Annotated in this window: 24 protein-coding genes; 2 read left to right on the plus strand and 22 right to left on the minus strand. The window is 67.7% G+C overall.

Annotated features, from left to right (window positions below; all coding sequences use genetic code 11):
* From ACK5NO_RS00005 to metK, 9 genes are all read right to left on the minus strand, one after another.
* On the minus strand, positions 1-1,155 hold a 1,155-nt coding region (locus ACK5NO_RS00005; protein WP_416810611.1), incomplete at its 3' end, for a glycosyl hydrolase 2 galactose-binding domain-containing protein.
* The gene (locus ACK5NO_RS00010; protein ID WP_416810612.1) at positions 1,152-1,988 is read right to left on the minus strand and encodes a carbohydrate ABC transporter permease; all 837 of its coding nucleotides are present in this window, start codon (positions 1,986-1,988) and stop codon (positions 1,152-1,154) included. The genes ACK5NO_RS00010 and ACK5NO_RS00005, both read right to left, overlap by 4 nt.
* On the minus strand, positions 1,985-2,959 hold the full coding sequence (locus ACK5NO_RS00015; protein WP_416810613.1) for a carbohydrate ABC transporter permease: 975 nt from the start codon (positions 2,957-2,959) through the stop codon (positions 1,985-1,987). The genes ACK5NO_RS00010 and ACK5NO_RS00015 overlap by 4 nt, the downstream gene beginning before the upstream one ends.
* A 144-nt stretch (positions 2,960-3,103) precedes the next feature.
* Positions 3,104-4,447, minus strand: coding sequence for an ABC transporter substrate-binding protein (locus tag ACK5NO_RS00020; RefSeq protein ID WP_416810614.1), 1,344 nt, complete (start codon positions 4,445-4,447; stop codon positions 3,104-3,106).
* Positions 4,448-4,585: 138 nt separating this feature from the next.
* Complete coding sequence (locus ACK5NO_RS00025) at positions 4,586-5,638, minus strand: LacI family DNA-binding transcriptional regulator (protein ID WP_416810615.1); 1,053 nt, start codon at positions 5,636-5,638, stop codon at positions 4,586-4,588.
* Between the two features lie 109 nt (positions 5,639-5,747).
* A complete protein-coding gene (locus tag ACK5NO_RS00030; RefSeq protein ID WP_416810616.1) occupies positions 5,748-7,136 on the minus strand; it encodes an RsmB/NOP family class I SAM-dependent RNA methyltransferase in 1,389 nt (462 codons plus the stop codon).
* Complete coding sequence (fmt, locus tag ACK5NO_RS00035) at positions 7,133-8,065, minus strand: methionyl-tRNA formyltransferase (protein WP_416810617.1); 933 nt, start codon at positions 8,063-8,065, stop codon at positions 7,133-7,135. The genes ACK5NO_RS00030 and fmt overlap by 4 nt, the downstream gene beginning before the upstream one ends.
* Positions 8,066-8,105: 40 nt before the next feature.
* Complete coding sequence (locus tag ACK5NO_RS00040; protein WP_416810618.1) at positions 8,106-10,145, minus strand: hypothetical protein; 2,040 nt, start codon at positions 10,143-10,145, stop codon at positions 8,106-8,108.
* A 9-nt stretch (positions 10,146-10,154) separates the two neighbouring features.
* A complete protein-coding gene (metK, locus tag ACK5NO_RS00045; protein ID WP_416810619.1) occupies positions 10,155-11,324 on the minus strand; it encodes a methionine adenosyltransferase in 1,170 nt (389 codons plus the stop codon).
* A gap of 106 nt (positions 11,325-11,430) precedes the next feature.
* Between metK and ACK5NO_RS00050 the strand changes: the two genes are divergently transcribed.
* Entirely contained in the window at positions 11,431-11,910 is a 480-nt protein-coding gene (locus ACK5NO_RS00050) for a YpsA SLOG family protein (RefSeq protein WP_416810620.1), read from the plus strand.
* A 189-nt stretch (positions 11,911-12,099) separates the two neighbouring features.
* Here the strand turns inward: ACK5NO_RS00050 and coaBC are convergent, their stop codons facing one another.
* From coaBC to ACK5NO_RS00105, 11 genes are all read right to left on the minus strand, one after another.
* Positions 12,100-13,332, minus strand: a complete 1,233-nt coding sequence (gene coaBC, locus ACK5NO_RS00055) for a bifunctional phosphopantothenoylcysteine decarboxylase/phosphopantothenate--cysteine ligase CoaBC (RefSeq protein ID WP_416810621.1) — start codon at positions 13,330-13,332, stop codon at positions 12,100-12,102.
* A gap of 6 nt (positions 13,333-13,338) precedes the next feature.
* Positions 13,339-13,605: a DNA-directed RNA polymerase subunit omega gene (rpoZ, locus tag ACK5NO_RS00060; RefSeq protein ID WP_416810622.1), complete on the minus strand. Its 267-nt coding sequence runs from the start codon at positions 13,603-13,605 to the stop codon at positions 13,339-13,341.
* A 302-nt stretch (positions 13,606-13,907) separates the two neighbouring features.
* A complete protein-coding gene (gmk, locus tag ACK5NO_RS00065; protein WP_416810623.1) occupies positions 13,908-14,462 on the minus strand; it encodes a guanylate kinase in 555 nt (184 codons plus the stop codon).
* On the minus strand, positions 14,459-14,773 hold the full coding sequence (mihF, locus tag ACK5NO_RS00070) for an integration host factor, actinobacterial type (protein WP_416810624.1): 315 nt from the start codon (positions 14,771-14,773) through the stop codon (positions 14,459-14,461). Before mihF ends, gmk begins: the two co-directional genes overlap by 4 nt.
* Positions 14,774-14,797: 24 nt before the next feature.
* Positions 14,798-15,640, minus strand: coding sequence for an orotidine-5'-phosphate decarboxylase (gene pyrF, locus ACK5NO_RS00075; protein WP_416810625.1), 843 nt, complete (start codon positions 15,638-15,640; stop codon positions 14,798-14,800).
* 29 nt (positions 15,641-15,669) lie between these two features.
* Positions 15,670-18,999, minus strand: coding sequence for a carbamoyl-phosphate synthase large subunit (gene carB, locus ACK5NO_RS00080; RefSeq protein WP_416810626.1), 3,330 nt, complete (start codon positions 18,997-18,999; stop codon positions 15,670-15,672).
* Positions 18,999-20,147 carry a glutamine-hydrolyzing carbamoyl-phosphate synthase small subunit gene (gene carA, locus ACK5NO_RS00085; RefSeq protein ID WP_416810627.1) on the minus strand — a complete coding sequence of 383 codons (1,149 nt, stop codon included), beginning with the start codon at positions 20,145-20,147 and terminating at the stop codon, positions 18,999-19,001. The genes carB and carA overlap by 1 nt, the downstream gene beginning before the upstream one ends.
* A complete protein-coding gene (locus ACK5NO_RS00090; RefSeq protein WP_416810628.1) occupies positions 20,144-21,451 on the minus strand; it encodes a dihydroorotase in 1,308 nt (435 codons plus the stop codon). Before ACK5NO_RS00090 ends, carA begins: the two co-directional genes overlap by 4 nt.
* Positions 21,448-22,410, minus strand: coding sequence for an aspartate carbamoyltransferase catalytic subunit (locus ACK5NO_RS00095; RefSeq protein ID WP_416810629.1), 963 nt, complete (start codon positions 22,408-22,410; stop codon positions 21,448-21,450). The genes ACK5NO_RS00090 and ACK5NO_RS00095 overlap by 4 nt, the downstream gene beginning before the upstream one ends.
* Entirely contained in the window at positions 22,407-22,973 is a 567-nt protein-coding gene (gene pyrR, locus ACK5NO_RS00100) for a bifunctional pyr operon transcriptional regulator/uracil phosphoribosyltransferase PyrR (RefSeq protein ID WP_416810630.1), read from the minus strand. The genes ACK5NO_RS00095 and pyrR overlap by 4 nt, the downstream gene beginning before the upstream one ends.
* Positions 22,974-23,141: 168 nt before the next feature.
* Positions 23,142-24,710: a hypothetical protein gene (locus tag ACK5NO_RS00105; RefSeq protein ID WP_416810631.1), complete on the minus strand. Its 1,569-nt coding sequence runs from the start codon at positions 24,708-24,710 to the stop codon at positions 23,142-23,144.
* A gap of 215 nt (positions 24,711-24,925) precedes the next feature.
* Between ACK5NO_RS00105 and ACK5NO_RS00110 the strand changes: the two genes are divergently transcribed.
* Entirely contained in the window at positions 24,926-25,540 is a 615-nt protein-coding gene (locus ACK5NO_RS00110) for a TetR family transcriptional regulator (RefSeq protein WP_416810632.1), read from the plus strand.
* Positions 25,541-25,559: 19 nt separating this feature from the next.
* On the opposite strand, the gene nusB is transcribed toward ACK5NO_RS00110, so the two are convergent.
* Together nusB and efp are read right to left on the minus strand one after the other, a co-directional pair.
* Complete coding sequence (nusB, locus tag ACK5NO_RS00115; RefSeq protein WP_416810633.1) at positions 25,560-25,994, minus strand: transcription antitermination factor NusB; 435 nt, start codon at positions 25,992-25,994, stop codon at positions 25,560-25,562.
* Entirely contained in the window at positions 25,994-26,557 is a 564-nt protein-coding gene (efp, locus tag ACK5NO_RS00120) for an elongation factor P (protein ID WP_416810634.1), read from the minus strand. The genes nusB and efp overlap by 1 nt, the downstream gene beginning before the upstream one ends.
* Positions 26,558-26,681 lie beyond the last annotated feature (124 nt).

A 26,681-nucleotide genomic window follows, 5' to 3' on the forward strand; every position in this document is an offset into this window, starting at 1 on the left:
CAACACGCCCAGTTCGTCGCACAGGTCGTAGAAGTCGTCGGACTCCACGACGCCGCCGCCCCAGACCCTCAGCATGTTCGCGCCCGTGGCCACCGCCTGCTCGATCAGCGCACGCAGGTGCTCCCGCGAGATCCGCTCCGGAAGGACGTCCGCTGGAATCCAGTTGAACCCGCGGCACCACACCCGGGAGCCGTTGACATGAATCTCGAACGAGGTCCCCACCTCATCGGGCTCCTGCACCAACTCCACCGCACGGAAGCCCACCTGGCGTCGAACCTCGTCGACGGTCTCCGAGCTCGCGTCCAATGCCGCGACGGTGACGTCGTACAACGGTTGGTCGCCACGCTCGCGCACATCCCAGCGCAGTGCCCCGGGAACATCAAACGAGAACCCGGCACGCGCATCGGCCGCCCCCACCCGCTCCTGCGTCACCACGGTGCCGTCCTTGGAGGCCACCGTGATGGCCACCTGCTCGACGGAACCTTCGACGTCGATTTGACCCCGAAGCACAGCACCGTCGCCCCAGCCTGCATCGACGCGGGCCGAGACCACCCGTCCTGTTCTCACGCGCTCAACGATCACGTCACGGAACAGACCCGCTGTCATGGTCGTGGGTCCCCAGTCCCATCCGAACGAGCAGGCCATCTTGCGCACCTGGTTGTACGGAATCTCATACATGTCGGCACGGGGCATGGGCAGCGCGGCCTGCCGAGCCCGCGCGACGGCCTCGGCCGGAGCGAACTCCACCTCCACCACCCATTCGCCGGGAGTGTGATCGACGCCAAGGTCGACCTCCCACCGGTGGAACATGTCGTCGGTGCGCAGCTCCTCGTTGCCATCCACACGCACGGTCGCGAACGTGTCGACTCCCTCGAACACCACACGCACGTGTGCGCCGTCGCCGTACCTCGGCACGGCCGTGCGGTAGACCCAGGTCGAGGCGGCGGCCCACGCTACCTCGCTCTCGTGACCATCGATGGTGACGTCGCTGGCGTGCCCGGCTGCGATCAGGGCTCCGAGAACGCTACCGGGCACCTGGATCTCAAGGCCGCCAGCGAGAGAGTCTTCGATTGCGCTGGGGACATCCGGCGGCGCCTGCAGCAGGCTTAGGGTCCAATCGACAGCGGCGGTGCGGGTGGTGTGTACTGCGGTCACTTCACGGATCCCTGGGTAAGGCCGGAGTAGATCCAGCGCTGGAGGAACACAAAGGCGATGATGGTGGGCACCACGACGAGCACGGTGGCTGCCGTAATGAGCTCCCACTGACCGCCGTAGGGGCCCTTGAACCTGAACAGCGATGTCGAGATCAGGTTCTCGGAAGGCAAGTACAGGAAGGGCAGATAGAACTCGTTGTAGATCGCGATGCCCTTGATGATCACCACAGTCGCGATGGCCGGCTTGAGCAGGGGCAGGATGATCCGCCAGTAGATCGTCCACCGGTTCGCGCCATCGATCATCGCGGCCTCATCCAGCGCCACCGGGATGGACTGCATGAACTGGATGAAGATGTAGATCGCGATGATGTCGGTACCCATGAACAGCAAGACCAGCGCTGCCTTGGTGTTGTACAGACCCAGCCCGGAGATGATCTGGAAGGTCGCGACCTGGCTCGTGACGCTGGGGATCAGGGTGGCGACGAGGAACAGCCCCATCATGATCTTCTTGCCGCGGAAGTTGAATCGGTCGACGGCGTAGGCGGCCATGGTGCCAATGAAGATGGTGCCCGTCAGGGAGATGAGCAGGATTGCCGTGGTGTTGATGAAGCCCTCGGCCATGTCCGACAGGACAAAGGCGTCAGCGTAGTTGGCGAAGTTGAACCAGTTCTCGGGCGGCGTCAGCGGCCCCGTGTTGGCGTACTCCTCCTTGGTCTTGAGGCTCGCAAAGACGACCACAATGATCGGGAGGATGACGACGATGACGGCGCCCACGAGCGAGCCGTACTTGGCGAAGGTAGCGAGGGAGCGCTTGGTGCGCTGGGCGAGGGTCACGACAGGTCTACCTTCTCGTCGGGAAAGAGTTTGCGCTGGATCCACGTCACGAACAGGACGATCAGGAGGAGCACCACGGCCATGGCCGAGGCAAGGCCCACTTGTCGGAAGTGGAACGCGGTCTGCATGGTCTGAATGACGAAGGTCGATGTGCCGTTCGCGCCCGTGGTCATGATGTACGGGATCTCGAACACGGAAAGGCTGCCGGACACCGCGAGGATGAACGACAGGCCGACGATGCGGCGAATGCCCGGGAGGATGATGTGCCGGAACTGCGCCCAGCGGTTGGCGCCATCGAGTTCCGCGGCTTCGTAGATCTCCGAGGGGATGGACTGGATCGCGCCCAGGAACAGGACAAAGTTCAGTCCGGTGTAGCGCCACACAGACGTGCCCGCAAGCGAGTAGTTGGCGATGTCCGCGTCTCCGAGCCACTGCGGCGGGTCGGCAACGCCTACCCAACTCAGGACCGTGTCGAGTGTGCCTCCCGGCTGGAACAGGTACAGGAAGATGAACCCGATCGCCACGCCGTTGATGAGGTAGGGGAAGAAGATGATCCCCTTGAAGAAGTTTGAGAACCGCGTGTTGAAACTGAGCAAGGTCGCGAAGTACAACGCGATACCCATCTGCAGGAAAGACGCGAAGAAGTAGTAAAGGCTGACGCCAAAGACCGAGAAGATCTTCGGATCGGTGAAGACTGCGATGTAGTTGTCGAGCCCCACGAACTCATCGACGGGACCAAAGCCCGTCCATTCGTTGAGACTGAACCAGAACATGCTCACGGCGGGCACGTAGGTCATCAGCAACAGGAGGCCGACGGCCAACGCCACAAACAGGTAGGGCGTCGCGCGAGTCAGGAGGCTCTGACCGACCGGGCCTGAACCGGGTCGCCTGGTGCGCTTGCGGGCGAGGCTACGCTTCGCCTTGGTTTCGGTCAGCTCCGCTCGTAGCGGGCTCTTGGCCGAGAAGGACATGGTGCTCCTCGAGGGATGGGGGGTGGGCGGTGCTGGTGGGGCGTTCACGCGACGACCGGGCTGGCGCGCATCGGCCCTAGGAGAGAGTGCGGGGTGACGACTGGGGACGCCGTGTCTACGGCGTCCCCAGTCGCCAGGTGAGGCTTAGGAGCCTGCGAGTTCCTGAACCGCGGCGGCCCAGCGCTCGTTGAGGTCGGCGAAGAACGAGTCCTTGTCGCCGTCCGCCTGACCGCGGGCGGTGTCCACGATCTGCTGGCGGTAGAGGTTGCCCCACACGTCGACCTGCGAGGTGTCGGCGGTGGTGTTGAGCAGTCCCTCTTCGCCGGCGGGGGCCGGAGCAGACTCGATCAGCTCAACGTTGTTCTCGGCGAGCGACGAGAGGTTCTCGGGCAGCTCCGCGTCCAGGAGCGCCGAGATCATGCCCTGGCTGTCGGTGAAGCCGGAGTCCTCGAGCAGGAAGGTGACCCAAGCGTGGGCAGCCTCCTTCTCACCGGAGTTGACGTTGATGGCGAGGTTGTAGTCACCGCCGATGGTGGCGTACTGCGTGCCGTCCTCGGCGGTGGCGGGGAAGGCCATGAAGCCCACAACGCTCGGGTCGGCGCCCGCGTCGGTCGCGGCGGCCTGGAACTGCGAGATTGCCCACGAGCCCAGCACCATGGTGCCAATCTTGCCGGTCGCGAAGTCGTTCTTCGACTGCTCCCAGTTGGTGGTCAGCGGGTCATCCTCGGACAGCGCGTTGGCGACGATGTCGTACAGGAGCGAGTCAATGACGTACGCGTCCTTGCCCTCGGTCCACGGCGACTCGTCGTGCGCCATCTCGTTCTGGGCGTCAACGTTGCCCGTCACGGCTCCGGCGTTGGCGAACCACTGTCCGCCCAGCGGCCAACCGTCCTTGTAGTTGGTGTAGTACGGCACGGCGTCAGTGTTGGCCTTGATGGCCTCGAGCGCCTCAAGGAACTCGTCGGGGGTCGTGGGGAGCTCGGTGATGCCGGCCTCCTCGAAGACCTCCGTGTTGTACAGCACGCCGTTCGCGTTGCCGCCAAGGGCAATGCCGTACTGGGTGCCGTCGTAGCTCGCGGGAGCCTGGAAGCGGTAGGTCTCGGAGAGCTCGTCGACGGTACCCAGCGGCTCGAAGAACGTGGGGAACTCGTCCGCAGGCACGGACGAAGGGATCATGAGGACGTCGCCGTAGCCGTTGGGGGTGCTCATGCGGGTACGCACGTCGTCGGCGTAGTTGGTAATGCCCTCGACCTCGACGTTGACCTCGGGGTACTCCTCCTGGAAGGTCTCGACGTACGCCGCGAAGGTGCCGTCTTCCACAAGGTCGGTGCGGTTGGTGAGGAAGGTGATGTCGCCCGAGATCGCCTCGGCCGTCTCTCCCCCGCCGGTGCTGGTGTTCTCAGGGGTGGCGGGATCGTCGCTGCATGCCGCGAGCGAAAGAACGATTCCGGCCGAAGCCGCCAGTGCGGCCACGTTCCGCATCTTCATTGATGATCTCCTGTTCGGTTCTGCCTGTCGCGGCTATGCGACACGCTCCGCTGGTGCGGTAGCCCAACTGTATCGATTAAGTTCGTGTTCGGACACCGCCGCGTCCCCTTGTTACTTAATCGTTACAGTTGAGTGTCGTCAACCAACCGGGAGCCGTCGCGGCGCGGCCAAGCTGTCCCGCTCGAGCAACTGCGCATTCGAGGGGAGATAGCTCCCCGTCGTCTCGCCGCCCGCCCTAATGGTGTCAAGCAGCGCCTTTGCCGCCTCTGCGCCATACGACTGAATGTCCCGGCTCAAGGCGCTCAGGCGCGGCTCGGACAACACACACAGCGGGGAGTCGTCCCACGCAAGAATCGACAGGTCCTGTGGCACGGAGAGACCCCGCTCGCGCGCAGCTCGCACGGCCCCCACGGCCATGAGGTCGTTGTGGAATACCAGCGCCGTGGGCGGCTCCGCCAAGTCGAGCAACTGCACGGCCGCGGCGGCACCGCTATCGAGCGTGTAGTCGCTGTAGACCTCGGGAACGACCTCGACGCCTAGGCGGGACGCGACGGCTCGCATCGCATCCACGCGCACGCGAGTGTGGACAAACGAGGCGGGTCCAGTGACGTGGCCGATCCTCGCATGCCCCAGCCGTGCCAGATGCGTCACGGCTGACTCGGCAGCACCCGCGTCGTTGGAGCCCACGGCGGTGTGCCCCCGCGCATGGTCTGGGTCTCCCACCACAACTGCGGGCAACCCCAACTCATCCAGCAGGTCCAATCGGGCATCGTCCAAAGACAGGTCCGTGATGAACACCCCGTCGACGCGCCGCGCAGACCACCACTCACGGTAGGTATTGAGTTCGCGGTGCGGGTCGGGGGTGACCTGGAGTAGTAGTGCGTAGCCCTGCTCGGAGATGACGGACTCGATACCCGCCACGAACGACATGAAGAACGGCTCGATCCCCAACATCTGGGGTTCCCTGGTGATGACGAGGCCCACCGTCGCCGTCCCGCCGCCGCGCAGCGCGCGTGCAGCGGTGGACGGAACCCAGCCGACCTCCTTCGCCACGGCCAGAATCCGTGCACGGGTCTCATCGGACACGCCGGGGCGACCGTTGAGCGCGTACGAGACCGCGCCTGCGGACACCCCCGCCCGCTCGGCAATTTGCGCAATCGTTGGTCGCGCGGCGGCCTTCCTGGGCCCCATTCTTACCTCCATTGAACGCCTGTGTGCTTAAACGTTCGAGGATTCACCTTATCGCTGAGACAACGACGTCGAGTGATGGCACACGGAACGTCGCCCGCAGCAACGGTTCTCAGGAAGGCCGCTCGACGAGCGCGAGGAACATGGCGTCCGTGCCATGCACATGAGGCCACAACTGCACCGTGGGCCCACACCCCCAAGCCTCGGGCACGGTCCCCGTCACCGCAGCCACGGCGGGGCGGGCATCGATGACGCTCAGCGGCGCGTCGGCAACGATTTCTCGCGTCTCTGCAAGAACAGGTGAACAGGTGACGTAGGCCAGGATCCCGCCAGGAGCCAGCAGCTGCGCCGCGCGGCGCACGAGCATCAACTGGAGGTCAGCCAGTTCGGTGACGTCCTGCGGGTCCTTACGCCAGCGGGCCTCGGGACGCCTCCGGAGCGCTCCCAAGCCCGAACACGGAGCGTCGAGCACAATGCGGTCATAGGTGCCTTCGGCGCCCCACGCGATCGCATCGCCGTGATGGACCGTCACGACACCGTCCGGGAGGGCCCGCACCGAGCGGCGCACCAGGTCGGCCCGATGCTCGTGCAGTTCGAGCGCGTCGAGGAAGCAGCCTTCGTCCGCAGCGAGTGCACCGAGTAGTGCCGCCTTGCCTCCCGGGCCGGCGCACATGTCGAGCCACTGCTCGCCAGGCACGATGGGGCGAGCGGCGGCCAGTGCTCCGGCCACGATCTGGCTTCCCTCGTCTTGGACGGCTGCGGTACCGTCAGCCACCGCCTGCACCTGGCCAGGGCTTCCACCAGGGAGGACGACGCCCCACGGGGACAGTGCGGTGGGTTCTCCCCCGGCTTGCGCCACCAACGCGTCCCTGTCGATCAGACCCGGGCGGGCGACCAGCGTGACGCGCGCGGGGGCGTTGTCGGCCTCAAGAAGTTGGTCGATCTGGCCGGCACGTGCATCGGCTTGAAGCGCCTTCTCCAGCTCTCCCACGACCCAATCCGGGTGCGAGAAGCGCACGCCTCTCGCTTGGCGTGAAGTTCCCGCAGCCACCGTCGCGAGCCAACTGTCGCGGTCTTTCTCCGTGACCCGGCGCATGACGGCATTGGCGAACTTGGAGGCGCCCACCCCCGCATACCCACGCACCTGATCGACCGTCTCGGATACCGCAGCGTGCGGCGGTACACGCATGGCGAGCGCCTGGTGCACGCCGAGCAGCAAGGCGATGCGCACGGGCACGTCGAGACTTGTGGCGGGGCGACGGGAGGCGTGGGTGATGATGGCGTCGTACAGGCGCTGCATGCGAAGCGCACCGTAGGCCAGTTCGGTGGCGAAGCCTGCGTCACGGGCCGTCAGGCGAGCGCGCGCCACGATGTCGGGCATCACGAGGTTGGCGTAGGCGTCGTCAAGCATGACCGCCTCGAGGCACTCGAACGCTACCTGGCGCGCGGGAGAGGCATCGCGCCTGCGGTTGCGCTGTTGAGGGCGCTGCCCGGTGTTCATGCGTCACCCAGGATCGCCGCGTCGCCCAGGCGGGCGCCACGCCACCAGGCGGCTGCTTCTGTTTGTGGCTTGCCTGCGGGCTGGACCCAACTGAGTTCGACGGGGTGGCTTCCCGTGCCGACAGTCACGGCACCCTCGTGCTCCCCGAGCTGACCGGGCACGGTGGCAGGGAGGTCCTGCCTCACCCGCACGGGGCCTAGCTTGAACGGCGAGCCGTCCGGCAGCGTGGTCCAGGCGCCGGGAGCGGGCGTGCAGCCCCGAATCTGCCGGTCCACCACGTGCGACGGGCGTTCCCACCGCACGTACGCGTCCTCACGGCTGAGCTTGGCGGCGTGGCTCACGCCATCAGCACTCTGCACCATGGGAGCGGCCTCACCGGATCCGAGCGCCTCGATCGCCTGCACGAGCAAGGGTGCGCCAATGACTCCAAGACGCTCGAGCAGCGTGCCCGAGGTGTCGTCCTTGCGAATGTGCTCGACGACCGTGCCGATGACAGGCCCCGTGTCCATGCCCTTGTCGAGCACAAAGGCGCTTGCGCCAGTCACCTCATCCCCCGCCATGATGGCGCGCTGGACGGGCGCCGCGCCACGCCAGGCGGGAAGCAACGAAAAGTGCAGGTTCACCCACCCGTGGGTGGTCGCCGCGAGGAGCGCGGGACGCAGAATCTGCCCATACGCGACCACGGCCGCGGCATCCGCTTCGAGGGCCACCACGTGGTCGATGAACTCGGGATCCGAGGCACGCTCGGGCGTCAGGACGTCCCAGCCGCGCTCGACAGCGAGAGCCTTCACCGGCGACGGGTGCAACTGGCGTCCCCGGCGGCCCCGCGCATCGGGCTGGGTGATGACGGCGACGATCTCGTGCCGCTGCGCCAGTGCTTCGAGGCTGGGCACGGCGATGTCGGGGGTTCCGGCGAAGATCAGACGCATGGGTCAATCGTAGGTGGCGCTGGCACCGTCGCCGGGCTCGTTAGCGCGGCAAAGCGAGCGGCCCGTCCACCCTGAGCCTCAGTTCCTGCCCGGCCCGCGATGCCTCACGTTGTGCGTCCTTAAGCGCGTCCACCACCGCGATGGCTCGCTGGCGGGGAACGAGCACCGAACGTCCCCCGTCGATGGGGATCACGCTGGTGACGTCGCCGCTCCACATACCGCTGTCGGCGACTCGGGCGCTGGCGAGCGCCTGGTTCACGAGGCTGGGCGGGCCGAGCACGGTGAGGTGGCGCCTATGGGGCGGCAACCCGAGCTGGGCCCGCTCCTCGTACTCGGCGAGCGCCGCAGCGGCCGGGCTCCACGCGGCAAGCGCCCGCTCGACCACGGGAGGCAGCGTGCCGACCACTGACACCATCCCGCCGTCGGTGCGCGAACGCACCAGCGCAGCCGCGCCGAGCCACCATCGCAGCGCGTTGAGCTCGCCTCCCAGGCCGATGCTCGCTGCGACGCCCGCGTCGACGATCACGAGGTGCGCGTAGCCCCCCGGCACCGCCGGCAGCGCGCCGGGGGTCGCAAGCACCGCGCCCCCCGTCACCTCACCGTCGCCCACGATCCCGGCCGATGCGCTCGAGACCGTCAGCGGAACGTCGCCCAGCATGCGGGCAAGTTGCTCACCAATCCGGTCTGCGCCTTGGCGCACGTGCTTGAGAACCGCGCCGTGACACTCGGGACAGTGCCAATCGGGCTGACGATGAGCTGCCTCTTGGCACACCGGGTCGGTACCGAAGGCGGGCACCTCGAGCAGCGATTCGCACTCGCGGCATACTGCCCACGCGTCACAGGTGCCGCAGGCGACCGCCTTCACGTAGCCCGCGCGAGGCACCACGATGCCCACCGGGCCGCGACCGAGCGCTTCTCGCGTCCGTCGCCACACGCTGCCCGGCATCCAGTGCCAGCCTGCGCCGCCTTCCTCGTCACGTCGAGCGGCGTTCACGATGTCGACAGCGGGGACTGCCGAGCGAGTGGCATCCGTGGAGGGCGCCTCGAGCCTGGCCCACCCCTGGGCGACGAGCGCGGCCGACTCGGCACTCAAGGCGTAGCCACCACACAGCAACGCCGCACCTTCGGTGGCGCGAAGGGCCGCCACCGCGCGCGCGTGGGGATACGGCGCGTGAGGATCCTCGTAGACGCCGTTTGCCTCGTCCCACAGGGCGATCAAGCGCAGGTCGGGGACGGGTTGCAGTGCCGTGGGTCGGGTACCCACCACGAGCCGGGCGTGGCCGTGCATGGCCGCAAGATAGGAGCCAAAGCGCTGAGCAGGACCATCATCATGGTCGAGCACGGCAACGTCTCCCCCGCTCCTCGCGGCCCAGCGACGCAGGCCAAGACGCGCGCATTCCTCCAGCACTGCTGCCACGGCCCGAGCGTCGGGCACCACCACGATGGCGCTGCCGCCGTCGCGGATGGCATGCAACGCGGTCGACACCACCGTCGCCGCCGGGATCGCCGATCGGTGGGTGGACTCTGGCAGCGCCTGCCAGACCACTCTCTCGCCGGGCCGCACAGGCACCGGAGTGCGGGCGAGTGCGAGGGCGTCGCTGTAGCTTCCCTCGCGGGTCGGCGACTCACGCCAGTTTCGCTTCTCGACCGACGCCACTCGGGGCGGCACCATCAGTCGCAGCACGTCCCACGTCGCACCCGCGTACCTGCGCGCGACCGCGCGGGCTAGGGCGATGCCCTGTTCCGTCACGTTCGGGATGTCGCTTGAGTGCGTGACAGGCAGCAATGACCTGCCGTAACCGGAGCCGCTCCCCACCTCGGTCACCACGGCGCTCACCAGTTGCCCGGCGAAGCGCACCCGCACGCGTGACCCCACGGCCACCACCTCGCGCCACTTGACGGGGATCACGTAGTCAAAAGGTCGGTCCAGGTGCGGCAGCGGGCTGTCGACGTGGACGGTGGCCACGGCCCCGGCCGCGATCGCTTCGACAGTGGCCTCCGAGACCGCAGGCTCGGGCGCCGACGGCGCTTGCGGTGCCGGGAGGTCAAAGAGCAGTCCGTCGTCGGGGAAAGCTGTCATGCGCGCCTTCTACGACAGTGCCGCGGTGAGCGCCTCCGCGCGGTCGGTGCGCTCCCACGTGAAGTCGGCGAGTTCACGCCCAAAGTGGCCATACGCCGCGGTCTGGCGGTAGATGGGCCTGCGCAGGTCGAGCGCGTCGATGATGGCCGCGGGACGCAGGTCGAACACCTCGCGGATCGCGTCGGCGATGCGGGCGGGGTCGACGGTGTGCGTGCCAAAGGTCTCGACGTAGAGACCCACGGGGTGCGCAGTGCCGATCGCGTAGGCGACCTGGACCTCGCAGCGGTCCGCAAGACCGGCCGCCACCACGTTCTTGGCGACCCAGCGCATCGCGTAGGCGGCCGAGCGGTCGACCTTCGACGGGTCCTTGCCGGAGAAGGCACCGCCGCCGTGACGGGCCATGCCGCCATAGGTGTCGACGATGATCTTGCGGCCCGTGAGACCCGCGTCGCCCTTGGGACCGCCAATCTCGAACTTGCCCGTGGGGTTGATGAGCGACCGGTGCCCCTCGGAGTCCAGGTCGACTCCCGCGAGCACGGGTGCAATCACGTTGGCCTCGATTGAGGCACGCAGGTCCTGCATGTTCATGCCCTCGGCGTGCTGGCTCGACACGACCACTGTGTCCACGGTCCGGGCAACTTCGCCGTCGTAGCCGATCGTCACCTGAGCCTTGCCGTCGGGCCGCAATCCGGCGATAGTCCCGTCGCGACGCACGTCTGCGAGTCGCTGGGTGAGCCGGTGCGCGATCGCGATCGGTAGCGGCATCAACTCGGCGGTGTCGCGGCACGCGTAGCCAAACATCAGGCCCTGGTCGCCGGCGCCGAGCTCCGAGCCGTCTGTGTCGGTGGCGCTACCCACACCCTGCCAGATGTCGGGGCTCTGCTCACCGATCGAGACCGAGATGCCGCACGAGTCACCGTCGAAGCCTTCGCGTGAAGACGTGTAGCCGATGCCCGTGACCACCTCGCGGATGGTCCCAGGGATGTCGACGTACGCCTCGGTGGTCACCTCACCCGCGACGTGCACCAGGCCAGTCGTGACCATCGTCTCGACCGCCACGCGCGAGGCGGGGTCTTGCCGCAGCATCTCGTCGAGGATCGCGTCGGAGACCTGATCGCAGATCTTGTCGGGGTGGCCCTCGGTCACGGACTCGGAGGTGAACAGTCGCAGATTCGTCACGCGCGCAAGCCTAGCGGTGCTGACCGACAGGACCCAGGGCCGTCGAGACCTTTGTTGGCACTTGCTACGGTCATGCCCAGGGGCGACACGTTTCAGGAGGACAGGCATGGCTGCGATCTCGCGCATCGTCTCTGGCGGGCAGACCGGCGTCGACCGGGCGGCGCTCGATGCAGCCATTGCCGCCCGCGTGGTCCACGGAGGCTGGTGTCCTGCCGCCGGGTGGGCGGAGGACAAGCCATACGCGCCGGGCGTGCTCGTCGACTACCCGGGCCTCAAGCCCACACAGGAGTCCGACCCTCACGTGCGCACCAGGCTGAATGTCCGCGACGCCCACGTCACGGTGGTGCTCACGGGCGGCATGGAGACGGAGGGCACTCAGTGGACGCTCGACTGCGCGGCAACCATGCGCCGCCCGATCGTGGTCGATCCGACGAGCGCTGATGCACTTCTCGCGGCCCTGGATGGCATCGGCACCGAACTGATCGTGAACGTGGCGGGCCCGCGTGCCAGCACCTGGCCCGAGGGCTACGAGACCGCGCGAGCTCTCATGGCGTCCGTTCTTGAGCGCGACGGCAATGACCGCTAACGCGATGATCGAGCTTCGCCCGGCACGAGGGCTTGCGGCACATCGACGCGACCATTGGCGCTGACAACGCCCCCGGACTCGCCTACTACTCGGCGATGGGGTTCGAACCCTATGGCACCGCTAGCGAAGCCGTGTCGCACCGGTACGACGTGGGTCAGCGATCGCTCTCGACCACGCCGAGCCGCGGGATCATGATGGCGAGAGGCGTGGTGCGATCCGGTCCAGCAGCGCGTGCGCGACGGCCAACTTTGAGCCGCTCGCCTCGCCGACCTGCTGTCCATCGCGGTCGAGGAACAGCACCGTGTTGTCCGCGGTGCCGAATCCCTTCCCCTCGCCAACCTCGTTGACGACGAGCAGGTCCGCTCCCTTGCGGCGCGCCTTCGCGGCGCCGTGCTCAACCACGGTGCCGTTCGAGTCACCGGTTTCGGCCGCGAAGCCCACGATCACCTGACCGGGGGTGCGATCCGCGACGAGGCCAGCCAGCACATCGGCCGTCTGGACCAACTCGAGCGTAAGCCCGTCCTCGCCGTGCTTCTTGAGCTTCTCGCCGCTCACGTGCCGGGGGCGGTAATCCGCGACGGCTGCGGCCATGATGACCGCGCCACAGGTCGGAGCGTGCGCGCGCACGTGCTCTTCGAGCTCCGCCGCAGTCTGCACGTCGATACGCGTGATGCCCTCACCGAGCGGCAGGGCGACGTTGGCAGCCACGACCGTCACGGTGGCGCCACGCTCGCGCGCGGCCTCGGCGATGGCGAAACCCTGATGACCACTCGACCGATTGCCGAGGTAGCGCACGGCATCGATGGGCTCACGGGTGCCGCCGGCGGTGATGAGTACGTGAAGGCCGTCTAGATCGCCCCAGCCGGCGCGCGCATCGGCGCTCGGGAGGCTCGACGCCCCATCCGCGATGGCGTACAGCGCCGCGACGATGTCGGCGGGCTCGGGAAGCCGGCCGGGACCCGAGTCAGGCCCGGTGAGGCGCCCCACCGCGGGCTCGATGACGTGCACTCCCCTGGCTCTCAGGGTCGCGACGTTCGCCTGCGTGGCGGGGTCGCGCCACATCTCGGTGTGCATCGCGGGCGCGAGCACCACGGGGGCCTCGGTCGCGAGCAACGCGTTGCCCAGCAAGTCCGTGGCCCGGCCGGCGGCCATCTGAGCGAGGAAGTCGGCGGTCGCGGGAGCGACCAGCACCGCATCGGCTCGCTGACCCAGCCGGACATGCTGCACCGACGGGACGTCGTCAAACGTCTCCGTCGGTGCGGGGTGTCCTGACAGCGCCTCCCACGTGGCGCGGCCCACGAAGTTCAGTGATGCCGAGGTGGGAACGACCCGGACGTCATGGCCGTCCTCGGTGAGCAACCGCAACACGGACGCGACCTTGTATGCCGCGATGCCGCCGGTCACGCCCAGCAGGACGCGCATGTGGGTTTACTGCTCCGAGTCGCCGAGCTCCAGCAGTCCGCCCTCGTTGATCTCACGCAAAGCGACGGACAGCGGCTTGTCGGTCGAGTCGGCCTCGACCAGCGGGCCCACGTTCTCGAAGTGGCCCTCGCCGAGCGCCTCGTAGTACGAGTTGATCTGGCGGGCGCGCTTGGAGCCGTAGATGACCAGCGCGTACTTGGAGTCCACCTTCTCGAGCAGCTCGTCGATCGGGGGGTTGGTGATGCCCTCGGGCTGTGCCACGGTTCCGGCCACGGTTCACTCCAGAAGTCTTGTTGGGGGAAAAAGTCCGCCTATCAGTGTACATCGCCCTCGCGGAAGGCGGTAAGCGCCGCGCCCGCTGCCCAGCCCCAGCCCCGGCGCCGGCCCCGCCCGGTTGATACCCGTCACGACGGGATCCGCGCTTCGAGCGCACGCCTGATACCCACGGCGGTCACCGAGGTGAGTTGCCTGTCGGCCCCCCACCGGGAGCGCACACGGGTATCACGCGCGCCCCGACCGCGTCACAGACGTCGAGACGGGTATCAACCGTGGCCGCAAAAGGGGGGAACGGGCGCCTAGCGGGCGTTCAGGACGACCTGTTCGAGCTCTGCCACTGCGGTGTCGAGGTCATCGTTGACGATGATGATGTCGAACTCCTTGGCAGCGGCCATCTCCACCTGGGCGGTCCGCAGGCGACGCTCGCGCTCACGATCGTCCTCGGTGCCGCGCCCCACAAGGCGGCGCACCAACTCGTCCATCGACGGCGGCTCGACGAACACGAACAACGCCTCCGGCATCGCGGCACGGACCTGGCGCGCGCCCTGCAAATCGATCTCGAGCAGCGACGGCACTCCGTCTGCAAGGTGCGATTCCACCGCCGCGCGGGGCGTCCCATACCGATGAGTGCCGTGCACGGTCGCCCACTCCAGCAACTCGGAGCGCTCGATCATGCCGGTGAATTCGTCATCGGAGACGAACAGGTAATGCTCCCCGTCCACCTCCCCCGGCCGCGGGGACCGGGTGGTGGCGGAGACGGACAACCAGATGTCCGGGTTGCGCTCGCGCAGGGCTCTGACAAGAGTGCCCTTGCCCACGGCGGTGGGACCTGCGAGCACGACGAGTCGGGTCATCGATGCTCGCGCTCGACGAGCGCCTCAACCTGGTGCGTGCCCAGTCCGCGGATGCGACGAGCGGGCGAGATGCCAATGTCCTCCATCGCGGACTCGGCACGCTTGGGCCCGATCCCCGGCAGGCACTGCAGGAGGTCGCGGACCCGGATGCCGGCGAGAGCCTCGTCGGCCTTGGCGCGGTTGATGGCCTCTTGCAGGCTCATCTCGCCGCGCGCGAGTTCTTCCTTGAAGACCCGGCGTGCGCTACGCACCGCCGTCGCCTTCACCAAGGCTGCGGCGCGCTGCTCGTCGGACAGTTCTGGTGTCGCCACGGTGTCTCCTTCCATGCCTGCGGGTCAGGCCCGCAACGCTTGTCTTGCTGCTTGTGCGGCTTCCACGATGGCGTCGCGCAGCTGGTCTACATCGGGACCTGCACGCAGCACGCCCCTCGATTGATTGACGAGCACCGCGGCCCGAGAGTTCCCGAATACCTGGGACAATTCCTCGGGACCGGCACCCTGAGCGCCCACACCAGGCGCCAAAATGGGGCCACCGAGGCCCTCGAGGCCGATGCCGAGGTCCGACACCGCCGAGCCCACCGTCGCACCGACGACGAGCCCCACATCTCCCATGGGCTCAGCGCCCTTGTTCCACTCGGAAGCCTCGCGCACCACAGCTGCGGCCACCGCTTCACCGTTCGCACCGCGGGCGTGTTGCACCGAGGCGCCTTCGGGATTCGAGGTGAGCGCCAGAACAAACAGCCCCTTGCCGTGCTCGGCGGCCAGATCGAGCGCGGGGGCCAGCGAACCGAACCCCAGGTACGGCGAGACGGTAAGCGCGTCGCACTCGAGGGGCGCGCCAGGACGAAGGTATGCCTGGGCATACCCCTCCATGGTCGAGCCGATGTCACCGCGCTTGGCGTCGAGGATGCTCAGCACGCCCGCTTCGCGAGCAGCCGCCAGCACGCGCTCGAGTGCTGCCACGCCAGCCGAGCCGTGCCTCTCGTAGAACGCGGCGTTGGGCTTGACGGCCGCGGCCGTGCCCTTCGCCGCCTCGATGACCGCTTCGCCAAAGGCATCCAGGCCCGCTGGGGTGTCCTCGAGTCCCCACGCCTCCAAGAGCGAGACGTGGGGGTCGATGCCCACGCACAACGGACCAAGGCGGTCCATCGCATCGGCGAGCTGGGCTCCGAACCGCATGCGGTCCTCCTTGTCCGGGTGTGGCCTTCTCAAGCCATGTTACCTGCGATGACGTTTCCTGCACGGGCACAGTCAGCATCCTGAAGACTCAGGACGTCGAACGGGCCGCGCAGTCGCGCCTCGATGGCCAGCACCGCAGCGGCAAGCTGCTGGGTGGTGGTGACGATTGCCGAGTCCGCAGCCGTTGCCGCCGCCCGGATCTGGTAGCCGTCGGCGCGCGCGCCCTGGCCTGAAGGGGTGTTGATCACGAGCGGCACCTCGCCGGCATCGATGAGCTCGACAATGGTGGGCTCGCCGTCGGCACCCGTACCCTCGGAGTGCTTGCGCACCACGCGGGTCGGAATGCCGTGGCGGCCAAGCACCTGCGCGGTGCCCTCGGTCGCGAGAATCTCGAAGCCCAGCTCGTGAAGCCGCGCGACGGGGAACACGATCGAGCGCTTGTCTCGGTCAGCAACCGACACGAACGCCTTGCCGGTGGTGGGCAGGCCGCCGAAGGCCGCAGCCTGCGACTTGGCGAAGGCCAGTGGGAAGGTCGAGTCAAAGCCCATGACCTCTCCGGTCGAGCGCATCTCCGGCCCGAGCACGGAGTCCACCACCGTGCCCTCGTGGGTACGGAACCGCTTGAACGGCAGCACCGCCTCCTTGACCGCGATGCGCTGCGACATGTCGATCACGACCGCATCCGTCTGCGGCAGCACGCCGTCGGCCTTGAGCTGGGCGATCGAGGTACCGGCCATGAGCAACGATGCGGCGGCAGCCAGCGGCACACCCGTCGCCTTCGCGACGAACGGCACCGTGCGCGAGGCACGTGGGTTGGCCTCGAGCACGTACAGCACGTCGCTCACGAGCGCGTACTGGACGTTCATCAGGCCGCGCACGCCGATGCCCCGTGCGAGCGCCTCGGTGGTTTCGCGGATGTGAGCGAGTTCCGACGCGGACAGCGTCACGGGCGGCAGCACGCAGGCCGAGTCACCCGAGTGAATACCGGCCTCCTCGATGTGCTCCATGACGCCACCGAGGAACAACTCCTCGCCGTCATAGAGCGCGTCGACGTCGATCTCGATCGCGTCGTCAAGGAACCGGTCGATCAGCAGCGGCGCGTCGGTCGCGTGGTCGCCCACGGAGTCCATGCGCGTGCCGTAGTCGAGCAGCTGCTCACGCGAGTACACGATCTCCATGCCGCGGCCGCCCAGCACATACGACGGACGCACCAAGACCGGATAGCCGATGCGGCCGGCGATCTCGACGGCCTCGTCGATGCCGTGTGCGGTGCCGTAGTCGGGGGCCGGCACGCCGGCCTGCTCGAGCACGCGGCCAAAGGCCGCGCGGTCCTCGGCGTTGTCGATCGCCTCGGGTGAGGTGCCCAGGATCGGAACACCCGCATCGGCCAGGCGCTGGGCGAGCGACAGGGGCGTCTGCCCGCCGAGCTGGACGAACATGCCCTTGACGGGGCCCGCAGCGAGTTCTGCCTCGTACACGGCCATGACGTCCTCGAACGTCAAGGGCTCGAAGTACAGGCGGTTGGCCGTGTCGTAGTCGGTCGAGACCGTCTCGGGGTTGCAGTTGACCATGACGGTCTCGTAGCGGTCCTTGAGCGACAGCGCAGCGTGTACGCACGAGTAGTCGAACTCGATGCCCTGGCCGATGCGGTTGGGGCCAGAGCCGAGGATCAACACGGCCTCACGCTCGCGTGGGGCGACCTCGTTTTCCGCGTCGTACGAGCTGTAGTGGTACGGCGTGCGAGCCTCGAACTCGGCGGCACAGGTGTCGACCGTCTTGAACACGGGTAGGACGCCGAGCTCACGGCGGGTCGCGAACACGTCCTCGACCGAGATGCCGCGCAGCTGTGCGATCTGCGAGTCCGCGAGGCCGTGGCGCTTCGCCTCTCGCAGCACTGCGGCAGTCAGTTCCGGGGCGGCGGCAGTGGCCAGCGCGACCTCATTCATGAGCAGCATCTGGTCAAGGAACCACGGGTCGATCTTGCACGCGTCGAAGATCTGCTCGACGGTGCACTCCCCCGCCAGCACGGCCCGCAGCAACTGCTGCACCTGGATGAAGCGCTGGTCAGTGGGGATGGTGATCTGCTCGAGCAGTTCCGCCACCGCCGCACCCGACGGGGCCTCGCCCTCCCAGTGGAAGTTGGCGCCGCGCTTGTCGATCGAGCGCAGCGCCTTGCCCAGCGCCTCGGTGAAGTTGCGGCCAATGCTCATGGCCTCGCCCACCGACTTCATGGTGGTGGTCAGCACGGGATCGGCCGCCGGGAACTTCTCGAATGCGAAGCGCGGCACCTTGACGACCACATAGTCAAGCGTGGGCTCGAAGCTCGCGGGCGTCGAACCGGTGATGTCGTTCGGGATTTCGTCCAGCGTGTAGCCCAGGGCGAGCTTGGCGGCGATCTTGGCGATCGGGAAGCCCGTGGCCTTCGACGCCAGCGCGGACGAGCGCGACACGCGCGGGTTCATCTCGATAACGATCAGGCGGCCCGTGTCGGGCTCGACGGCGAACTGCACGTTGCAGCCACCGGTGTCGACGCCGACCTCGCGGATGATCGCGATACCCACGTCGCGCATGCGCTGGTACTCGCGGTCCGTGAGCGTCATGGCAGGGGCGACGGTCACCGAGTCGCCCGTGTGCACGCCCACGGGGTCGACGTTCTCGATCGAGCACACGACCACGACGTTGTCGTGACGGTCGCGCATGAGCTCGAGCTCGAACTCCTTCCACCCGAGGATCGACTCCTCGAGGAGCACCTCCGTGGTGGGCGAATAGTGGAGCCCGGCGCCGGCGATGCGGCGCAGGTCGGCCTCGTCGTACGCGAAGCCAGAGCCCAGGCCGCCCATAGTGAACGACGGGCGCACCACGACCGGGTAGTTGAGGTCCTCGGCCGCGGCCAGGCACTCGTCCATGGTGTGGCAGATGACCGAGCGCGCCGAATCGGCACCGCAACGCTCGACGACGCCCTTGAACAGCTCCCGGTTCTCACCCAGGTGGATGGCCTCGAGGTTCGCTCCGATCAGCTCGACGTCGTAGCGCTCGAGGATCCCGGCCTCCGCCGCGGCGATCGCCGCGTTGAGCGCGGTCTGACCGCCCAAGGTGGGCAGCAGTGCGTCGGGGCGCTCCTTGGCGATGATCGCCTCGATCACCTCGGTGGTGATGGGCTCGACGTAGGTCGCGTCGGCGAACTCGGGGTCCGTCATGATCGTCGCGGGGTTCGAGTTGAGCAGGATCACGCGCACGCCCTCGGAGCGCAGCACGCGGCACGCCTGGGTGCCCGAGTAGTCGAACTCGCAGGCCTGGCCGATGACGATCGGGCCGGACCCGATGACCAGCACGGAATTAATGTCGTCGCGCTTAGGCATCAGGCGCGCTCCCCCTTCATGACGGAGACGAAACGGTCGAACAGGTAGCCAGCGTCGTGCGGGCCTGCCGCGGCCTCCGGGTGGTACTGCACGGAGAAGGCGGGGATATCGAGGCACTCGAGGCCCTCGACCACGTTGTCGTTGAGGCACACGTGCGAGACCTTGACGCGGCCGTAGCCGGCCGGGCTGTCGCTGTCGCCATCGAGTGGCGCGTCGACCGCGAAGCCGTGGTTGTGCGCCGTGACCTCGACCTTGCCGGTGGTGCGGTCCATCACGGGCTGGTTGATGCCGCGGTGGCCGAAGGGCAGCTTGTAGGTGCCGTAGCCCAGGGCGCGGCCCAGGATCTGGTTGCCAAAGCAGATGCCGAAGAAGGGCACCTTGGCGTCGAGCACCTCGCGCAGGACGGTCACCTGCCGTTCGGCGGCAGCGGGGTCGCCGGGGCCGTTGGAGAAGAACACTCCGTCGGGGCCCGACTCCAGAATCTGCGCGGACGTCCACGTCGACGGCACTACCGTCACACGGATGCCACGCTGCGCCATGAGCTCGGGGGTCATCGCCTTGATGCCCAGGTCGACCGCGACCACCTGCGCGATGGTCTCGACGCCCTCGGGAGGCTCAACCACGTAGGCGTCGGACACGGACACCTCGTCTGCCAGGTGGGATCCGGCCATCTCGGCGCCGGCACGCACCTGCTCGACCAGTGCATCGGCGCTCAGACGCTCGCCGCCGGGGGCGAGCGATTCGCCCGAGAAGATGCCTGCACGCATCACGCCCTCGCGCAGAATGCGCGTGAGCTGGCGGGTGTCGATGCCGGAGATCCCGACGATGCCCTGGTCGCGCAGATCGTCCTCGAGGCCGCGCTTGGCGCGCCAGTTAGACGGCTTGCGCGCGGGGTCGCGCACCACATAGCCCGCGACCCAGATCTGGCGGGACTCGTTGTCCTCGTCGTTGACCCCAGTGTTGCCAATGTGCGGGGCCGTCATCACGACGATCTGGCGGTGGTAGCTGGGGTCGGTCAGCGTCTCCTGGTAACCGGTCATGCCGGTGTTGAAGACGATCTCACCGAGCGTGTGACCGGTCGCGCCATACGCGGCGCCCTCGAACGTGCGGCCGTCCTCGAGTACCAGGACGGCAGTGGTGTCGCTCACGCGGAGACTCCTTCGAAGCGGGGATCCAGATGGGTGGGCGTGCCGCGCAGGAAGGTCGCGACGGCGCGTCCGGGCAGCTCAATGCCGCCGAAGGGTGAATTGTTGGACCGGGAGGCCGTGGCGGAGGGCTCGACCGTCCACGCTGCCTTGGGGTCCACGAGGGTCACGTTGGCGGGCTCGCCCACGTCCAGCGGGCGTCCGTGATTCTCATCCCGGCCGATGCGCGCTGGGGTTTCGCTCAACACTCGAGCCACGTCCCTCCAGGTCAGGGCGCCGGTGTCGACCATGGTCTTCTGGACGATGCCGAGGGCGGTCTCGAGACCGATCATGCCCATGGCCGCGGCCGCCCACTCGCAGTCCTTGTCCTCATCGGGGTGCGGCGCGTGGTCGGTGGCCACAATGTCGATGGTGCCGTCGGCGAGGCCCGCGCGGACCGCGTCCACGTCGGCCTGGGTTCGCAGGGGTGGGTTGACCTTGAAGCGGGGGTCGTAGCCGCGCGCAGACTCGTCGGTCAGCAGCAGGTGGTGCGGCATGGCCTCGGCGGTCACGTCGATGCCGCGGGCCTTGGCCCAGCGGATGATCTCCACCGAACCGGCCGTCGACAGGTGGCAGATGTGCACGCGCGAGCCGACGTGCTCGGCGAGCAGCACGTCGCGGGCGATGATCGACTCCTCGGCGACGGCGGGCCAACCGGCAAGGCCCAGTTCGCCGGAGACGGTGCCCTCGTGCATCTGCGAGCCTTCGGTCAGGCGAGGGTCCTGCGCATGCTGAGCGACCACTCCACCGAACGTCTTGACGTACTCAAGGGCGCGGCGCATCAGGAGCGAATCGTGCACACACTTGCCGTCGTCGGAGAACACCCGCACCTGGGCGCGGCTGTTGGCCATGGCGCCCATCTCGGACAGCTGCGTGCCGTTCAGGCCCACGGTGACGGCTCCCACGGGGAACACGTCCACCAGGCCCACCTCGCGGCCGCGGCTCCACACCTGCTCGACCACGCCGGCGGTGTCCGCCGTCGGGGTGGTATTGGCCATCGCATGCACGGCGACAAAGCCACCCTTGGCGGCCGATCGCGAGCCGGACTCGATGGTCTCGGCGTCCTCGCGACCAGGCTCACGCAGGTGAGTGTGCAGGTCGACCAGGCCCGGCAGGGCGACCAATCCGGAGCCGTCGATGCGTACGGCACCTTCGGGCGCATCGGCCGCGTTGAGGGAGGCGATGCGGCCGACCACCAGCACCAGGTCGCCGGGGGTGTCGCCGTACAGCGAGACGTTTTCGATCACATAGGCGGTCTCAGCACTCACTGCGACGCCTCCTCTCCGGCCAGCAACAGATACAAGGCGGCCATGCGCACGGCGACGCCGTTGCTGACCTGTTCGACGATGACGGATCGCGGCGAGTCCGCCGCCTCGGCCGAGATCTCCAGGCCACGGTTCATCGGCCCGGGATGCAGGACGATCGCGTGGTCGGGAAGCCTGTCCATCCGGCCCTTGTCCAGGCCATAGAGCCTGGTGTACTCCTCGGGGCTGGGGAAGAAGGCGGATCCGCCGCCGGTCATCCTCTCACGCTGGACACGCAGCATCATGATCGCGTCGTAGTCGTGCGCGTCGAGGGCCTCGTCGAGGGTGTAGAACACCTCGAGATCGGGGTGGGCGGACAGGCCGATGGGTAGCAGCGTGGGCGGGGCGACGAACGTCACCTTGGCGCCAAGCGTGTGCAGCAGGTACAGGTTCGAGGCCGCCACGCGCGAGTGCAGGATGTCGCCCACGATGACGATGCGCAGGCCGTCGAGGCCCGCGCCGGTGGGGGCGTCGATGAGGTGGCGGCGCAGCGTGTAGGCGTCGAGCAGCGCCTGAGTGGGGTGCTGGTGGGTGCCGTCGCCGGCGTTCAGCACGCTGCCGTGCAGCCAGCCGCCGTGGGCCAGGCGGTCGGCGGCGCCGGAGGCCCAGTGGCGCACCACGACCGCGTCCGCGCCCATGGCCTGCAGCGTCAGAGCGGTGTCCTTGAGGGATTCACCCTTGGACACGCTCGAGCCTTTGGCGGAGAAGTTGATGACGTCGGCGCTCAGGCGCTTGGCGGCGGCCTCGAAGGAGATGCGCGTGCGGGTCGAGTCCTCGAAGAAGAGGTTCACCACGGTCTTGCCGCGCAGGGTGGGGAGCTTGCGCATCTCGCGCTCTTGGGTAGCGGCCATCTGGCCGGCGGTGTCGAGAATGCGGATCGCGTCCTCGCGGCTCAGGGTGTCGGTGCCGAGCAGGTGCTTCATCGCTGCTCCTCCCCCGCCTTGGTGCCCTTGCCGCTAATGAGGACCTCGTCGACTCCGTCGATCTCCTCGAGGTGCACATCCACGCGCTCGGTCTTGGCGGTGGGCAGGTTCTTGCCCACAAAGTCGGCGCGGATGGGCAGTTCGCGGTGGCCACGGTCCACCAGCACGGCGAGTTGGACGGCCTTGGGGCGTCCCAGGTCCTTGATGGCGTCGAGCGCGGCGCGGATGGTGCGTCCGGTGTGGAACACGTCGTCCACCAGCACCACTGTGGCGCCGTCGATGCCTGCGCTCGGCAGCGTGGTGTCGCCGATGGCACGCACGGGCTGGCGGTGCAGGTCGTCGCGGTACATGGTGATGTCAAGCGAGCCGGAGTTGGCCTTGGCGTCGAAGCCGGGCTCGACCTCCGCGATGCGCGCCGCGAGGCGCTGCGCGAGGGGCACTCCCCTGGTCGGGATGCCGAGGATCACGAGGGATTCGTGTCCCTCGTTGCGCTCAAGAATCTCGTGAGCGATGCGAGTGAGTGCGCGCGCAATGTCGGGCGCGCCGAGAACGGTGCCAGTCACCTGGCGACCCCCTTCCCCGCCTCTCTGGACGGAACTTAAAGGATGTCGGTGCTTGTCGCCGTTCAGCCTACCGGGGCGCGGGGGTGGGGGCGACCACTGTCGCTGGATTCGGCCCGGCATGAGTACGGCCGATGCGTGGGCATCGGCCGTACTCAGGTGGCACGAGTGCTACATGCGGTCGCGGCGCGGCCGCACGCCGTGCACCCAGGCCACGGCTGCACCACCGACGACCGCAAGCATTGCCGCCAGCGCGAGCAGGTGAGCCTGCTCGGGCCCGGTCTCGGGCAACATGTCCGTCGCGGCCTGGGCAGCAGCCTGGTCCACCGTCACTGGCGCCACCAGGGTGATACCCAAGTCCTCAAACTCGAGAATGAGGTGGTGCTCACCGTCCGGCACCTGCGACACGTCCAGACTGCCCGCGACCTTCCCGCGGTCCCACTGGACCGACCCCAGCGCTATCGGTTCAGAGCGCATGGTCGCGGCCACGCTCGAACGGGTCCCGACCAGTGCTGCCACCATCTCTGCCATCCTCGACGCGGCCTGCTGCTGCGAGGCGGCGAGACGCTCCAGGTGGGAGAGTGCACTGTCGTTGAACGACGTGAGACTGGCTCCAGACTGAAGGCTCAGCAGCGATGCGATGGTTTGCGCCATCTCTTGACGCGACGGCTGGCCGTCTTGTCCGGCAAAGCCCTGGCCTACCGCAAACATCTCGCCCGACAGCGACAAGCCCGGGACTCCCTGGATCATGGTCTGCGCTGCGTTGAGGCCCGAGAAGAGGGCACTCTCGCTCAGTCCCGCGACCACCGTCTGTGTCCCGGCTTGAGCATCGATCGCCGTGCAGGTCGATCCGCCACGGACGGTGTCGAGCAGCGCGGTCACTTGAATGGACGGCAACGCGTACTCGAGGGGCGTGCCGACTACGCCCCCAAGTACCATGACCTGGCCTCCGGCGAGGACCGCTGAGGCGTCCGACGGGAAGCACACCGTCGGTAGCGACACCTGTGTGCCGGGGGTAGGCTCCGGCGGCTGCGCAGGACTAGGGGTGGGCTCTGGAGTCGCGGTCAGTTCCGGCTCTGGCACCGGCTCTGGCGTGACGGCCTTCTCCAGGATGAACTCCGGGTTGACGGTGTGCGTGGCGGGGCCTTCGGCGACTGCGGGGAGGCTGACTCCCACGGTCTCGCTGGGCTGGTCCGCGGCCAACGTGTACCCGTCGGGGGGCGTCAGCGTGAGGCGATAGTCGCGTCCCGCAGTGGTGGGCAGGGCACCCGACTCAAACGACCCGTCGGCGGCAACCGGCACGCGTTGCATGAGCGCCGGGCCGGACGCAATCTCGAGGACCGATCCCGTGAGATCTCTAAGTGGTGTGCCACCCGCCGTCGCGGAGACGACGCCGCTCAGCGTTCCGTAGGTGCCCCACAGGAAGACCTGCACCGGCTCGTCTGAGTCCGCGACGAACTCGACGCGTGCGTTGATGTCGTCCAGGTCCCCGGGCGCACCTGGCCATACGGCATCGACAACGTAGCTGGACTGATCACCCGCGATCTCGATAGTGGCCGTGCCATCACGACCCGACACTCCACCCCCTCCGGCCGGGGCGTCGGTGTACGGGTCGATCACCGTCAGGTGAACTCCCGACAAGGGTGCAGTGGAGGTGCCGTCGTTGATCAACACCTCCACCACGACGCTGCTGGTCTGGGAGCTCTCCGGAAGACCGTACGCGACGCTAGGGAAAGCCACCGTAGCTACTGCGGCCAGAGCGATCGCTGGGCTCGAGCGCCGGCGACCGAGACGTCTGGCGCCTGGTCGACGTGACGACAGGGACATAAGCAAGGGGACCTCCAAAGTGAGTGGACGCGATAAGTATGGACTGAGTCCATACTTGGACACAAGACACTCTTTTCTTGGCGTGCGAGTTAGAGTGACACCACCGCTTTTGTCAGGAGGATGCCGCTATGACCGAAGGCCTACGCGCCCGCAAGCGACGCGCCACCGCGCGCCTGATCGAGCAGACGGCCGTGCAGATCGCCTACGACGAGGGCATCGACGCTGTCACGGTTGACAGAGTCTGCGACGGCGCCATGGTGTCCCGCAGCACGTTCTTCAACTACTTTCCGTCACTCGAACAGGCCATCTTTGGCGCGCCCCTGCAGTACGACTCTGCACTGACCGCGCGGATCCTCGCCGAGCATGGCGGCGATCTGGTGATCGCCGCGTCGTTCATCGTGATGGAGTCCGTACGCGGTGCTCGGGATGACGACGTGACGCGCCAGCGCTTTGCGCTGTTCTCGCGCGAACCAGGGGTCACCAACGCGGTGTCGTGGGCGAGCCACGACAGCCGTGAGGGTTTGGTCGGGGTCCTGCGGCGGTGGCTCGACGCCAACCCCGGTATGGCCCGCCTGCCCGAGACTGATCATGAGGCCGAGGCCCGGGTCGCCGTGTCGCTTTCGATAGCGCTCGGCGACGAAGTCATGCGTATGGTGCCCAGCAGCGACGACCAGTTCCCTGTCCCCGCCACAGCGATTCTCGAAGCCCGAGAGCGGCTCGCGCGGGTCGCTCAGACTCGCTAGCGCGAGGACGCGCGGGCGGCTACTCTCCGTCCGCGGGCGTCGAACCCAGCGCCGGAGCCTCGCGAGCGATGTGCCCGAGCACCCCGTTGACAAACTTGGGAGAGTCATCGGTCGACAGGTCGCGTGCAAGTTCGACGGCCTCGTCGATGGCCACGGCCACCGAGACCTCGTCGGTGCATAGGATCTCCCATGCGCCGATGCGCAACAGGTTGCGATCGACCGCTGGCATGCGCTTGATGGGCCAGTCAGGGCTGGCGTCCTCGATGATGGCGTTGAGCTCGTGCCAGCGGGAGATGACACCACGGACCAACTCGACCGTGTAGGCGGGCAAAGGCGTCTCGCGCCCCGAGTCGATCAGGCGACGCTCAAGGACAAAGGACGCGTTCTCGCCGCGCTGGTCCGCCTCGAAGAGGACGTCAAGAGCGCGCTTGCGGGCTTTAGTGCGGGCGCCCACTAGTCGTTGACGCGACCGAGGTAGTCGCCGGACTCAGTGTTGACCTTGACCTTGGTGCCGGCCTCGAGGAACAGGGGAACCTGGATCTCCTTGCCGGTCTCGAGCGTCGCGGGCTTGGTGCCGCCAGACGAGCGGTCGCCCTGAAGGCCGGGCTCTGTGTAGGTCACCTCGAGCACCACGGAGGCGGGCAGCTCGAGGAAGATGGGGTTGCCGTTGTGCGAGCCGATGATCGCGTTCTCGTTCTCCAGCAGGTAGTCGGTGGCGCTGCCCATGACCTGGGGGCTCACCGAGACCTGGTCGAACGTGTCGGGGTCCATGAAGACATACCCGGCACCGTCGTTGTACAGGTACTGCATGGTGCGGCGGTCCACGGTCTCGAAGTCCACCTTGGTTCCAGCGTTGAACGTCTTGTCGACGACCTTGCCCGACAGCACGTTCTTGAGCTTGGTGCGCACAAAGGCGCCGCCCTTGCCGGGCTTGACGTGCTGGAACTCCACGACGGACCACAGGTTGCCGTCGAGGTTGAGTACGGAGCCGTTCTTGATGTCGTTCGAGGTCGCCACTGGTGTTGTCCTTACAGGTGTGGGGTCAGCGTCTTCCGCGCGCGTGCGCGCAGGCCGTCGGCAATTCTAGCGGACCAGGGTCACCCACCGTCTACGCCAGGCGCGTGGCGACCGCTTCGAGCCC

The organism is Demequina sp. (assembly GCF_047975725.1).
In the GTDB taxonomy this organism is placed as follows: domain Bacteria; phylum Actinomycetota; class Actinomycetes; order Actinomycetales; family Demequinaceae; genus Demequina.

What these genes read in the sequence shown, in the direction of transcription:
- ACK5NO_RS00015 (WP_416810613.1), bottom strand. Translation starts at nt 2,959, where the DNA reads ATGTCCTTCTCGGCCAAGAGCCCGCTACGAGCGGAGCTGACCGAAACC.
- ACK5NO_RS00020 (WP_416810614.1), bottom strand. Translation starts at nt 4,447, where the DNA reads ATGAAGATGCGGAACGTGGCCGCACTGGCGGCTTCGGCCGGAATCGTT.
- ACK5NO_RS00025 (WP_416810615.1), bottom strand. Translation starts at nt 5,638, where the DNA reads ATGGGGCCCAGGAAGGCCGCCGCGCGACCAACGATTGCGCAAATTGCC.
- ACK5NO_RS00030 (WP_416810616.1), bottom strand. Translation starts at nt 7,136, where the DNA reads ATGAACACCGGGCAGCGCCCTCAACAGCGCAACCGCAGGCGCGATGCC.
- fmt (WP_416810617.1), bottom strand. Translation starts at nt 8,065, where the DNA reads ATGCGTCTGATCTTCGCCGGAACCCCCGACATCGCCGTGCCCAGCCTC.
- ACK5NO_RS00040 (WP_416810618.1), bottom strand. Translation starts at nt 10,145, where the DNA reads ATGACAGCTTTCCCCGACGACGGACTGCTCTTTGACCTCCCGGCACCG.
- ACK5NO_RS00050 (WP_416810620.1), top strand. Translation starts at nt 11,431, where the DNA reads ATGGCTGCGATCTCGCGCATCGTCTCTGGCGGGCAGACCGGCGTCGAC.
- coaBC (WP_416810621.1), bottom strand. Translation starts at nt 13,332, where the DNA reads ATGCGCGTCCTGCTGGGCGTGACCGGCGGCATCGCGGCATACAAGGTC.
- gmk (WP_416810623.1), bottom strand. Translation starts at nt 14,462, where the DNA reads ATGACCCGACTCGTCGTGCTCGCAGGTCCCACCGCCGTGGGCAAGGGC.
- pyrF (WP_416810625.1), bottom strand. Translation starts at nt 15,640, where the DNA reads ATGCGGTTCGGAGCCCAGCTCGCCGATGCGATGGACCGCCTTGGTCCG.
- carB (WP_416810626.1), bottom strand. Translation starts at nt 18,999, where the DNA reads ATGCCTAAGCGCGACGACATTAATTCCGTGCTGGTCATCGGGTCCGGC.
- ACK5NO_RS00095 (WP_416810629.1), bottom strand. Translation starts at nt 22,410, where the DNA reads ATGAAGCACCTGCTCGGCACCGACACCCTGAGCCGCGAGGACGCGATC.
- ACK5NO_RS00110 (WP_416810632.1), top strand. Translation starts at nt 24,926, where the DNA reads ATGACCGAAGGCCTACGCGCCCGCAAGCGACGCGCCACCGCGCGCCTG.